This is a genomic window from Flavobacterium sp. CHNK8, from assembly GCF_019774515.1.
GTDB classification, from domain to species: Bacteria; Bacteroidota; Bacteroidia; order Flavobacteriales; family Flavobacteriaceae; genus Flavobacterium; species Flavobacterium tiangeerense.
In genome coordinates, this window is sequence record NZ_CP081492.1 from 2,680,920 (window position 1) to 2,693,079 (window position 12,160).

At 35.5% G+C, this 12,160-nt stretch carries 11 protein-coding genes; 5 read left to right on the top strand and 6 right to left on the bottom strand.

Annotation, left to right across the window (positions count from 1 at the left end; translation table 11 throughout):
- Positions 1–37: 37 nt before the first annotated feature.
- The 5 genes from K5V07_RS11625 to dapF all read right to left on the bottom strand — a co-directional run bounded on the left by K5V07_RS11625 (position 38) and on the right by dapF (position 4,200).
- Positions 38–679 (bottom strand): peptidoglycan-binding protein LysM, encoded by a 642-nt coding sequence (locus tag K5V07_RS11625; protein ID WP_144889072.1) that lies wholly within the window; start codon positions 677–679, stop codon positions 38–40.
- A gap of 99 nt (positions 680–778) precedes the next feature.
- Positions 779–1,693, bottom strand: a complete 915-nt coding sequence (locus tag K5V07_RS11630; RefSeq protein ID WP_221917602.1) for a DUF2279 domain-containing protein — start codon at positions 1,691–1,693, stop codon at positions 779–781.
- A gap of 2 nt (positions 1,694–1,695) precedes the next feature.
- Entirely contained in the window at positions 1,696–2,736 is a 1,041-nt protein-coding gene (mltG, locus tag K5V07_RS11635; protein ID WP_221917603.1) for an endolytic transglycosylase MltG, read from the bottom strand.
- Positions 2,737–2,820: 84 nt separating this feature from the next.
- Positions 2,821–3,354 carry a GNAT family N-acetyltransferase gene (locus K5V07_RS11640; RefSeq protein ID WP_221917604.1) on the bottom strand — a complete coding sequence of 178 codons (534 nt, stop codon included), beginning with the start codon at positions 3,352–3,354 and terminating at the stop codon, positions 2,821–2,823.
- Between the two features lie 63 nt (positions 3,355–3,417).
- A complete protein-coding gene (gene dapF / locus K5V07_RS11645) occupies positions 3,418–4,200 on the bottom strand; it encodes a diaminopimelate epimerase (RefSeq protein ID WP_221917605.1) in 783 nt (260 codons plus the stop codon).
- Positions 4,201–4,338: 138 nt separating this feature from the next.
- On the opposite strand from dapF, the gene K5V07_RS11650 reads away from it, so the two are divergent.
- Complete coding sequence (locus tag K5V07_RS11650; protein WP_221917606.1) at positions 4,339–5,739, top strand: trypsin-like peptidase domain-containing protein; 1,401 nt, start codon at positions 4,339–4,341, stop codon at positions 5,737–5,739.
- Between the two features lie 159 nt (positions 5,740–5,898).
- Positions 5,899–7,347, top strand: coding sequence for a glyceraldehyde-3-phosphate dehydrogenase (locus tag K5V07_RS11655; protein WP_221917607.1), 1,449 nt, complete (start codon positions 5,899–5,901; stop codon positions 7,345–7,347).
- 613 nt (positions 7,348–7,960) lie between these two features.
- Here K5V07_RS11655 and K5V07_RS11660 read toward each other — a convergent pair.
- Complete coding sequence (locus tag K5V07_RS11660) at positions 7,961–9,367, bottom strand: APC family permease (protein WP_221917608.1); 1,407 nt, start codon at positions 9,365–9,367, stop codon at positions 7,961–7,963.
- 413 nt (positions 9,368–9,780) lie between these two features.
- On the opposite strand from K5V07_RS11660, the gene K5V07_RS11665 reads away from it, so the two are divergent.
- From K5V07_RS11665 to K5V07_RS11675, 3 genes are all read left to right on the top strand, one after another.
- On the top strand, positions 9,781–10,461 hold the full coding sequence (locus tag K5V07_RS11665) for a hypothetical protein (protein ID WP_221917609.1): 681 nt from the start codon (positions 9,781–9,783) through the stop codon (positions 10,459–10,461).
- 166 nt (positions 10,462–10,627) lie between these two features.
- The gene (locus K5V07_RS11670) at positions 10,628–11,545 is read left to right on the top strand and encodes a restriction endonuclease (RefSeq protein WP_221917610.1); all 918 of its coding nucleotides are present in this window, start codon (positions 10,628–10,630) and stop codon (positions 11,543–11,545) included.
- Between the two features lie 197 nt (positions 11,546–11,742).
- On the top strand, positions 11,743–12,117 hold the full coding sequence (locus K5V07_RS11675) for a hypothetical protein (RefSeq protein WP_221917611.1): 375 nt from the start codon (positions 11,743–11,745) through the stop codon (positions 12,115–12,117).
- Positions 12,118–12,160 lie beyond the last annotated feature (43 nt).

A 12,160-nucleotide genomic window follows, 5' to 3' on the forward strand; every position in this document is an offset into this window, starting at 1 on the left:
TAAAATTTTAAAGTTTATTTTAGAAAATAAAAAAATACTAGATATTATGGACTGTTGCATTATTATCTGCAACAATAAAGGAAGTGTCATACCCGCCAAACATTTTCATATAACTCCTGATAGAGGTACCGTAAGCATCTCTAAAGTTGCGCTTGCCTTCGTGTCTAAAATATTTTTTTACCGATCCTGCGCCTCCTAAATGAGCAGCAGCTAATATTCCTGATTCGGTGATTCGGATTCCATTGAGCACTGTACCATCGTACTTCTCAATTTCTCTTTTTAATTCCCACTTATTTTTTGCTAATAGTGCAATAAAAGCGCGCTCTTGTAATTCAGGACTATTCAAAAAGGTAGTACTACTCTTTACACCAACAGATTTTAGCGTTTCGGTACCAAATTGATATTTACCTAAATATCCAAGTGAATTGATTTTCTTGTATTTGCTTTCGGATTCTCGATGCCCGATCGCTTCTTTGAAGCCTATGAAAAAATTTCCTGTAAATGGAATATTCAAATTAGTGTATTCGCTTGCTTCTTCGGATGGAAATAAGTAGTGTGTTCCATCTTCTTCGTTGATTAGAAACCAAGGGCTGGTTTCTAGATTAAAAGGTTTAAAACCTGAGCTTAAAAAAACTGTAATCACAGTTAGGCTAGCATAAAAATACCACTTCTTTATCATAAATTGTTTTTCTTCAAAACGCTGTCCCGTTGAGAAATTTCTATGCACAAAGATACAAAAAAAAAATAGCAATCTTGATAATCAGCACGTTAAACTTATCTAAAAATAGATTAAGTGGTATTTAATACCGTTTAAGTGCGAGAACTCTATTGTAGGTGCAGGAATTTTGACCGTATTAAAAACCGAGAAAACCGTCTTCAAAAAATGAGAATTTGTTTTGATTTTTGTCAAGTCAACATCCAAACTAAAGTAAAACTGTCTATACCGTTGTGGATTAAAAGTCGCATCTGGAGCAAGTGTAGCGCTATTTCCCGTTACCATTCCTTCGGCACCATAACCCAAAGCAACATTCAACCATTTTGGTATTTTAGAATTTTTAGTAAAAGAATGTAAATTGATAGAGAGCCAATATGTTTGTCCGTTATAATCCTTTATGATTTGTTCTGATAATGATTTCCCTAACACCGCTGGACGGTATTGCGCATAAGGTGAAGTATGAAAAGAAAATTTAGGCAGTATACGTTGTTCATCCCACAGTAATTCTTGCGACACGTACAAGCCTGTTCCTGTAGCATTAGCAACAACATCGCCTAGAGAAGCTCCCCATTCTGCGGAGTATCCGTCCATTACCTCAACAGCGGTCAAGAATGCAAAACCCAATCCTGCACCATAAATCAGTTGATTTTTTTTAGAAGCTCCACTCCAATTGAGCATTTGAGCACTAAAACTACCCAATTGATAGGATGAAAATACATGGCCTACTTTGTCCATCTGCAACCACTCTGCATTATCATTTACAAAATGAAAATCAGATTTGGGATAATTGGCATACCATAACTGATTCAAAGCAAGTAATGTTCCTGTTGCAACCAAAGCTTCGGAAATCAACACTGTTTTTTGCCTTTGCACTTGTATTGTATCCGAAGGTTTTAAAAACGTGTTTAATTTGCTTTGGCAAAAGCCAATTTGAAAAAACAGCACAGCAACAAACGTGTACCTTAAAGTAGTATTCACAACTATCTTACTACGCCTTGATTATTAATCCAATCTGAATATTTTTTGGCGTTTACATTATGTTCTGGCAATGTAGCGGCAAATTCATGATACCCAAAACGGTCAACACTAGCGCAAAAATAAATGAAATCATTTTTTTCTGGATTTAAAACAGCCTCTAATGCAGTAATATCAGGCATAGCAATAGGTCCTGGAGGAAGTCCCACATTCATATACGTATTGTAAGGATGAGGCATTGTCAAGTCATTGTAAAAAACTCTTTTGATTACTTGGTTAAAATCATTGGCTTTCTTTTTCATGGCAAAAATCACCGTAGGATCTGCTTGTAAAGGCATTTCTAATTTCAATCGGTTGAGATATACTCCTGCAATTCTTGGTCTTTCGTCTTTTTTTACCGACTCTTTGTGAACAATTGAGGCTAAAATTGTAGCTTCAACTGGAGTAAGACCTTGCGCTTTTGCTTTTGCAGTACGCTCTTCGTTCCAGAAGTTGCGGTACTCTTTAATCATTTTGTCTCGAAACTTTTCGGCTGTGGTATTCCAATAAATTTCATAAGTATTGGGAATAAACATGGCTAAAATGTTTTCCTCATTGAATCCGTTTTCTTGTAAAAAAACTGAATCTTTGAACGTATTTAGCAAAACTAAACTATCCGCTTCTATTTGAGATCCTACACGACCTGCAAGATTTTCTATTCGTTCTTGATTGTTGAAAGCTAATTTTACTGCCGAATTTAAACGTAAGGTTTTTACAAGATCATAGCTGCTCATTCCCTTTGTAAGTAAAAATCGACCTGGAATTACATTTTCAATATAGCCTCGCTTAGAAGCTACAAGCTCAAAACGCTCTAGATTTTCTACGTAAGGGCTTAAAATTTTCTTCACATCTTCATATTTAGAATCTGTAGGTACATAAACGTACACTTCTTGCTCAGGAAACTTAGTATTGGCAGAGAAAATTTGTTTTAATAAAATCATGCCGTAGATCATCAGTCCAGATATCAAAACAACTGAAACAATGCTAATAATTTTCTTAGTATTCATAGGGTGGTATTATTTTTTTAAGCTTTTAGTTTATTAAAAAGGTAATTAATTGATTTAAAAATACTTATATCTTAATTTGAAAAATTAAAATTTAGTATTGATAAGCTGGTACATGGCTTCATCTTTGTAATATCCCTGATGCAAAGTCCAATCTTTTTTTATACCAATCATTTCAAATCCAAATTTAGTAAAAAGTGCGGTACTTGCTACATTTTCGGTACCAATATTTGCATATAATTGATGTAAATTTAGATTATAGAATGCATATTCGATTAATAACTCCAAAGCTTCGGAGCCTACATTCTGATTTCGGTTTTCGTTCTTTTGAATTACAATACCCACACCTGCCCTATTATTCCTTGGATCGAAATCAAATAAATCAATTAAACCTATGGCGGGAAAATCTTGATCTTGGCAAATAGCAAGACGCAACTGCTTAGCTTCGTAAATATCTTGATGTGCGTTTTCAAGGTATTGCTTCACTAGAAACCTACTATATGGAGTGTTTGTATTACTTACTTCCCAAATGCTTTGGTCGTTTTCGATAGCGTAAATAAATTCCAAATCATTGGGTTCTAATGCCCGAATGTAAATATTATTACCTTTTAATGTTTTCATTTATTTTTTTCACAAAGTTACACAGAGATACACCAAGCTTGATTTTAATACAGGTTTCGAAAATTAAATCTCAATCGTACCTTGAAATACAAATTGAGCTGGGCCTTTAAGAAAAACATTGGTAAACACACCTTCATTGACATCAAATGAAACTGCTAATTTTCCACCTTCAACATTTAAGTTAATAGCAGTTTCAGTTGTTTTTCCAAGTACATTCATGGCTATTGCAACTGCTGTAGCGCCCGTTCCGCAAGAAAGTGTTTCATCTTCAACACCTCTTTCATACGTTCTAAGAGAAAAGTTATTTCCATCAATTTGCTCTACAAAATTAACATTACTACCTACTTGTCCGTATAAATCTCCGTATCTAATTGATGCACCAATATGTTTTACATCGTAGTTTTCTAGATCACCTACCAGTTGCACGTGATGTGGTGAACCTGTATTTAAAAACACATAATCAGGAGTCACATTTACGGCGGCAACATCAATCATTTGCAGTGCTACAATTCCGTTTTCATCAACAGTAGCATGATGCAATCCATCTGTGGCTATAAATGTAGTTTTATTTTCGATAACCTGAAGCTTTTTGGCGAAAGCCACTAAACAGCGTCCACCGTTGCCACACATAGAACTCTGGTTTCCATCTGAGTTGTAATACACCATTTTAAAATCGGTATCCAAGTCGTTTTCTAACAAAATCAAACCATCTCCTCCTATTCCAAATCGGCGGTCACACAGTTGAGCGATCAATTTTGTGTTCTCTTTTGGAAAAAATTCGGTACGGTTATCAATCATTACAAAATCATTGCCCGTTCCTTGGTATTTATAAAATTCTAATTGCATTTTTTATCGTGTTGAATGATACAAAAGTACGAACTATTAATGAAATGTTAATCATTGTTAAAGAGCGTTAAACTGTATTTTAACAATCAATTTTAGTGTTAATTTTACATGTAAATATCTTTAAAAACGAATTTAATTATGAAAAATTTTTCAACACTTTTTTTGGTTTCCTTGTTGAGCGGAGTAGTAACACTAGGTTCATACAAGCTATTATTTGACACCGATGGCTATTTTTCTAAAGATAAAAGCGGATTGGTTACCATGGCCTCTGATTCCTATACTAAAAGAGTAGGATTATCAACGGAAGTACTTGATTTTACAGAGGCGGCTGATAAAACTATACACACGGTGGTACACGTAAAAAATGTTTCCAGAACAACCGTTTCTAACCCCATTTTAGAATATTTTTACGGCTTTCGTGGCGGACAATCGCAGGAGCAAGTAGGAACAGGATCTGGAGTAATTATCTCTGAAGACGGGTACATTGTAACGAACAATCACGTGATTAAAGATGCATCCGAAATTGAAATTACGCTCAATAACAAGAAATCATACAAAGCAAAATTAATTGGCACCGACTCCAAAATGGACATTGCTTTGCTTAAAATCGATGCGGGTGAAAAGCTTCAATACACGGCTTTCGCCAATTCTGATTCGGTGAAAGTAGGTGAATGGGTATTGGCAGTAGGAAATCCGTACAATCTGAACTCCACTGTAACAGCAGGTATCGTTTCGGCGAAAGCTAGAAATCTTGACACGAGCGGAATTCAATCTTTCATTCAAACGGATGCGGCGGTAAATCCAGGAAACAGTGGTGGTGCATTAGTGAATACTCGTGGTGAATTAATTGGTATCAATACGATGATCTCTTCACCAACCGGAAGTTATACTGGATATTCATTTGCAGTACCCTCAAACATTACCCGAAAAATCATTGAAGATTTAATGGAATTCGGGAATGTACAACGCGGAATTCTAGGCGTTGAAGGTGGCGAATTAAACAGTATCTCATCTAAAGAGTACGGCCTTAGTTTGACTCAAGGATTTTACATCAATAAAGTGACCAAAAATTCTGGTGCTGACAAAGCTGGTTTGACCAAAGGCGATGTTATCGTGAAGATAGATGAGCAAAACATCAGCTCTTTTGCGGATCTTTCTGGTTATATCAATACGAAACGCCCAAATGACAAAGTTCAAGTAACTTATAGCAGAGACGGAAAAACGAAAACCGTTCCTGTAACTTTGAGTAAAAACGAGTTTTTTAATGCTGAGTTCAAAGGAATGACTTTAGAAAACATTGAAGCAGCTGACAAAAAGAAATTTAAAATCGATTACGGAGTGCGCATCAAAGGCATTAGCGACCAAAAATGGCAGCAATATGAAGAGGAATTAGTGGGAAGTATCATTTTAAGTATCGATAATGTAAAAGCTACCAATGTAGAAACCGTATCCAAAATGATGAGTAAAATTGATGACAATCAAAAAGTGCGCATCGAATTGATCAGTAAAAATGGTGAACTGGTACGTTTCTATATGTAAGTTCATTTTTTAAAATTGAATACTAAGCCATCTTGTAAAACAAGATGGCTTTTTTATTTTATAAAAAAATCTAAAAACACACTACGAAATCGATTGAAATGGGTACTTTTGCAAAAAATTTTAAAAAATACAACACCTTATTTTCCTTAAATTTTCAACATGGCAACTACTACTTTATACGAAAAAGAAGTCTCTTTGCAAGCCGACAGACGACGTGCAGGAGTAGAATTGATTAAAATCATCAGTGATTTATGGTATGACAAATCAATTGAGATGGTCTTATTCCGAAATCAATTATTAGACAGAAATGTAAGTGACATTATCAATTTACACGAATATGCTGCTGAGTTTGTAGGCAAACCTATTTCAGTTTTTGATTCGGTTAAAATTGCAAAAGCTATTTTAGAATTGAACTTACTTCCTGCAAAATTAGACATCGGAAAACTTACGTATGAATATGGATTAGAAGAGGACAAATATCCAGATGCTAAGTATTTTGTAATTGACAAACTAAAAAACGCTAAAGATTCTGAAGAAATTCAGCCAAAAGATGTTGTCTTATACGGTTTTGGACGTATTGGTCGTTTACTAGCAAGAGAATTAATGTCAAAAACGGGAAAAGGAAGTCAATTGCGCTTACGTGCTATTGTAACCCGTGATAAAAACGATGCTGTTTCTCTTGAAAAAAGAGCTTCATTGTTGCGCTATGATTCTATTCATGGAGATTTTGAAGGTTCAGTAACTGCAGATCTTGCAAACAATGCTTTAATAATTAATGGGACAACCGTTCATATTATTACTGCAAACAGTCCAGAAGAAATTGATTATACGCAATTTGACATCAACAATGCTTTAGTAATTGATAACACTGGCGCTTTTACAACTCAAGAAGCATTGAGCCGCCATTTAACTTCAAAAGGAGCCGATAAAGTATTGCTTACCGCTCCTGGAAAAGGAGTTCCTAATATTGTACACGGTGTAAACCACAACGAATACAACCCAGATGAAATCAACATTTTCTCTGCAGCTTCTTGTACTACCAATGCCATTACTCCGATTTTGAAAGCGGTTGAAGATACCCTAGGCGTTGTTAAGGGACATTTAGAAACTATCCATGCTTATACTAACGATCAGAACTTGGTAGACAACATGCACAAGAAATACCGCCGTGGTAGAGCAGCAGCGTTGAATATGGTAATTACTGAAACTGGTGCAGGAAGTGCTGTTGCAAAAGCATTGCCTAGCTTAGCTGGAAAATTAACTTCAAATGCTATTAGAGTTCCTGTTCCTAATGGTTCGCTGGTTGTATTAAACCTTGAGGTTTCAAAGACCACTTCTGTAGAGGCCATCAATGGAATTATGAAAAAATATGCTCTTGAAGGGGAGCTTGTAGAGCAAATAAAATATTCATTGAATAACGAATTAGTTTCTTCTGATATTGTAGGCACTTCGGCTCCTGCTATCTATGACAGTAATGCTACTATTGTGTCTGCAGATGGGAAAAATATTGTGCTTTACATTTGGTATGATAATGAATACGGGTACAGCCACCAAGTAATTCGCTTGGCTAAATATATTGCTAAAGTAAGACGTTTTACGTACTACTAGCCTACCGTTTACAAGTTGTGGTGGGTGGTTGTAATTTTTTTAGTTTTAGTAAATAGTTTAAATGGAAGACAGCCACTTCCCAACTTGAATAAAATTCAAAATCCGTCTTGTTCTTCAACGAGACGGATTTTTTGTTTATGCTTTTTGATGTGGTACCGAATTGGCACGCAGATCACGCGGATTTAGCAGATTTTCAACTTTATAAATATTCAATCTAAACTCAGAGATTAAAAACTGAGACTGAACACTGAGACTGCGACTGAACCACAGATTTCACTATTTTTTTAGTTTTAGTAAATAGTTTAAATGAAAGACAGCCACTTCCCAACTTGAATAAAATTCAAAATCCGTCTTGTTCTTCAACGAGACGGATTTTTTATTTTATGCTTTTTGTTGTGGTACTGAATTGGCACGCAGATTACGCGGATTTAGCAGATTTTCAACTTTATAAATATTCAATCTAAACTCCGAGATTAAAAACTGTGACTGAATATTTAGCACCGCGACTGAACCAAACACAGATTTCACAGATTTCACAGATTTTCAACTTTATAAATATTCAATCTAAACTCCGAAACTGAAAACTGAGACTGAAAACTGAGACTAAAAAAACCTACTCCTTCGCCTTAGTCAAATAGTAAATCGGGATACCAATAAGCATAATCAACACGCCCCAACCACAGGTAGTTGGTTTTGTGTACAATAACGCCAAACATATCGCCGAAGAAATCAAAATGTATAAAGCAGGCAATACCGGATAACCAAAAGCTTTGTACGGACGTTCCACATTGGGCATTTTTTTACGTAAAATAAATATTCCTAATATTGTCAAGATGTAAAACACCAGTACAATAATCACCACAAAATCAAGTAAATCCCCATACTTACCCGTCAAACACAAGGCCGAAGCCCAGATGCATTGCGCCCAAATAGACCATTCTGGTACACTCGCTTTGTTTAACGAAGCCGCTTTTTTAAAGAAAACACCATCCTGCGCCATCGTATAATACACGCGAGCACCAGCCATAATCAAACCATTGTTACACGCAAAAGTCGAAATCATAATCATCACGGCAATAATCAAAGTTCCTACCGACCCAAAAATAGTTTGCGAAGCCACCACAGCCACACGATCTGATTCGGCAGTAGCAATATCAAACAAAGGCACCACAGCCAAGTACATCACATTGGCCACAATATAAATCACACTCACCAATAATGTTCCTAGAAACAAACTCAAACCCACATTGCGTTTTGGGTTTTTAATTTCGCCTGCAATAAAAGTCACGCCTTCCCAAGCCACACTCGAGAATTGCGATCCCACAAAGGCCGCCGAAATACCTGATATCAGTGCAATACCACCAATAGGCAGCCACTCGCCTGTTTCCACATTCAAACTTTGAGCTTGCCATGCGTTGGCCCAATTCGCATCCCACACCGCACTATCAGCAGCAATAAAACCAAAAATAATCAAACCCGCTAACGAAAGTACTTTGATCACTGTAAGCACCGTTTGCAAGATCTTAGAGTTTTTCACCCCGCGACTATTGACATAACTCAACAACACAATGGTAACGATAGATACAATTTGGGCCGCGTTCAGTTTAAAATCGCCTATTTCATACAAAATATTTTTATCACTCAAAGGCGCATACAAGTAAGCCGCAAATTTGGCAAAAGCCACACCCACAGCCGCAATAGTACCGGTTTGAATCACCGCAAAAAAGCTCCATCCGTACAAAAAACCAATCAGTTTACCGTAAGCTTCCTTAATATACACATACTGCCCGCCCGCCGTAGGGAACATCGCGCTCAACTCGCCGTAACTCACCGCAGCAATCACGGTAATCACGCCCGTAAGCACCCACATAGCAATCAGCCAGCCGGCAGAGCCGAGTTGTCTCACCATATCCGAGCTTACAATAAATATCCCTGATCCTATCATAGAGCCCACCACAAGCATGGTCCCGTCAAGTAGTCCTAATTCTCTCTTAAAATTGTCTGGTTTTTGGTCTTCCATAAAATGGTTTTTTGGTTAGTTGTGGGCTAAAGATATACTTTTTTTAGAAATCTAAATTCAGATGCGCTTATTTTGGGCATGTCCCAGCTTCCGCAAGGCTACAGCTGCGTCAGGCTATGCGCTCTATCTTTATTTTCTTAAAGAAAGAAAATAAAGGATGCCGCTGCTATCCTTCATGCAAAATCCTCCTTTTCAAGTTTAATCTCAAAAAAGAGAAGTGCTGCACTAGTGTTTTAAGTACGAAAAGCTTGCAATTAATAAAATGCCTTTACCGTTTTGTAATACTATTATACTTATATTTGAAAACAGATAAAAATGGCTGACATCAAAGCAAGCGACCTAATTTCAGGCTGCTGTGTTTGATTTTGCGGGATAAAGCTAAAAGTTATGCACAATCATAAAGAAACCTAGAAATGAAAAAAGAAACTAAAGATGACATTGCATATGGTGTAGCAAAGGCAGTTCTTGGTTCTATTCCTGTTGTCGGTGCGACAGCGTCAGAGCTTTTACAATTATTAGTCACTCCTCCATTAGAAAAAAGGAGAAATGAATGGATGATTGAAGTAGGCGAAAAACTAAAACAACTTGAACAGAAAGAAGAACTTGATTTGATTAAATTAGCAAATAATGATGTGTTTATAGACGTTGTTTTGCAAACCACACAGTTGGCACTTCGAACAAGCGAAAAAGAGAAAATACAATATTTCAAAAACGTAATTTTGAATAGCGCCGTTGAGGAAAATCCAAACATAACTGAAGTGCAAATCTTTCTAAACTTTATATCTACTTTCACAGTTTGGCACATTAAAATCTTGAAATTATTTGACAATCCAGAAAATTGGTTTAAGAAAAATGGAAAGAGTTTACCGAATTATATGGCTGACGGTTTATCAAATGTTTTGGAAGAAGCATATCCTGAATTAAAAGGAAAAAGAGAATTGTATGATTTGATTTGGGATGATTTGTCACGAGCAGGTTTACATAAAACTAGCGGTTTACATACTACAATGACAGGCTCAGGTTTAATGGTTCCGAGAACAACAACCTTTGGAAAAGAATTTTTAGAATTCATAACTGAAAGTCCAATCGATTAAATGACTGTGCATTATAGCCACTACGACGGATTTAGGCAATTAGCATAATGGAAAAATGGTTTTGTATTTGGGATGATTTGGCAAATCTGAAAATAGGGCTTTCTTTATCCCAAACCCGCAATAGTATCTGAACGATAGCGCTAATATTAAAAAAAATGACAAAATAATGATTCCTGATTATCAATCCATAATGTTACCACTCTTGAAAATAATGAGCGATGAAAGAACTCATAAACTTAGAGAGCTAATAGAAATTTTACATGATCATTTTAAATTGAGTGATGCTGAGAAAAAAGAATTACTACCAAGCGGAAGTCAAGCAATTTTTGACAATAGAGTTGGTTGGGCAAAATTCTATTTGGAAAAAGCTAGTTTATTAAAAACTGAAAAAAGAGGATATTATCGTGTTACTGAACTTGGTGTCACTTTCTTAAAATCAAATCCAAGTGAACTCAAAACAAAAGATTTAGATAAATTTAAAGCTTTCAAGGAATTTAAAGAATCAATTACTCCCAAAAATGATCTTGACAATTCTAATCCGGAAAATCAAGAAAATGGAGACACTACTAAAACTCCAGAAGAAGCTTTAGAATATGCATATCAGAAATTAAAAAATGATTTATCAAGAGATTTACTTGACACTATTAAAAGCTGCTCCCCTTCATTTTTTGAAAGGTTAGTCGTTGATATGTTAACAAAAATGGGATACGGCGGTTCACGTAAAGATGCCGGAAGAGCTTTAGGCAAATCAGGAGATGGCGGAATTGATGGAATAATTAAAGAAGATAAATTGGGTCTTGATACAATTTATATTCAAGCTAAAAGATGGGAAAATGTTGTTCCTGTTAGAGAAATTAGAGACTTTGCAGGTGCATTACTTTCAAAAAAAGCTAGAAAAGGTATTTTTATTACAACTTCTAACTTTCCAAAAGGAGCTTATGAATTTGTCGAAAGCATAGAACATAAAATAGTATTGATTGATGGTAGTCGACTTGCAGATTTGATGTTTGAGTATAATGTTGGTTTATCAACTCAATCCACTTATGAAGTGAAAAGAATTGATACTGATTATTTTGACGAATAAGAATACTGATTATAACTTCGTCCCGCTCGTGATGGTGTCAACGGATTACTATGATTTTAGTTTGTACTAGTCATTAGATTTAAAAAAAATATTGAAATAGTATTTGTGTTCACGAGCGTGACACTACAGGTAGCTTGAGGACAATTTTTTTTTTCAGAAAAAGCAAATTAGATAACATTATGACAGAAGGAACGAAAATGAGCAAAATAGAAGCGATTGTATTTTTCATTTTAATTATAATTGGATTTTGTTTTATTATCAACAAAGCCAATAAATCTAGAGAAGAAATTGAAAATTATCCTGGTACAACGATTTGTAAATACACGCTGTGCAAACCTGTCGGCAAATCTTCTTCCGCTTTTGTAAAATACGTTGTAAATAATAAATTGTATCGAACTAATAGTGGTGGTTGTCCTGAGAATTCTTCTGAAAAAATCAATAAATTCTTCTACCTAAAATATGCTACAGTTAATCCAAACAATATTGAAGTTGATTTTACAAAAGAAGTTACCAACAAAACAGAGATTGAGGCATTAGAAAATCAACTTAAAAATTGGTTTGATCTGGAATAACATTGCTCAAGAATTAGCGCAGCGGGTTTAATAGCAAGCTCAA

Bases quoted from the DNA above. Each gene is read 5' to 3' on its own strand.
- dapF (WP_221917605.1), bottom strand. From the start codon at position 4,200: ATGCAATTAGAATTTTATAAATACCAAGGAACGGGCAATGATTTTGTA.
- K5V07_RS11640 (WP_221917604.1), bottom strand. From the start codon at position 3,354: ATGAAAACATTAAAAGGTAATAATATTTACATTCGGGCATTAGAACCC.
- K5V07_RS11625 (WP_144889072.1), bottom strand. From the start codon at position 679: ATGATAAAGAAGTGGTATTTTTATGCTAGCCTAACTGTGATTACAGTT.
- K5V07_RS11675 (WP_221917611.1), top strand. From the start codon at position 11,743: ATGAGCAAAATAGAAGCGATTGTATTTTTCATTTTAATTATAATTGGA.
- K5V07_RS11660 (WP_221917608.1), bottom strand. From the start codon at position 9,367: ATGGAAGACCAAAAACCAGACAATTTTAAGAGAGAATTAGGACTACTT.
- K5V07_RS11670 (WP_221917610.1), top strand. From the start codon at position 10,628: ATGATTCCTGATTATCAATCCATAATGTTACCACTCTTGAAAATAATG.
- mltG (WP_221917603.1), bottom strand. From the start codon at position 2,736: ATGAATACTAAGAAAATTATTAGCATTGTTTCAGTTGTTTTGATATCT.
- K5V07_RS11655 (WP_221917607.1), top strand. From the start codon at position 5,899: ATGGCAACTACTACTTTATACGAAAAAGAAGTCTCTTTGCAAGCCGAC.
- K5V07_RS11665 (WP_221917609.1), top strand. From the start codon at position 9,781: ATGAAAAAAGAAACTAAAGATGACATTGCATATGGTGTAGCAAAGGCA.
- K5V07_RS11650 (WP_221917606.1), top strand. From the start codon at position 4,339: ATGAAAAATTTTTCAACACTTTTTTTGGTTTCCTTGTTGAGCGGAGTA.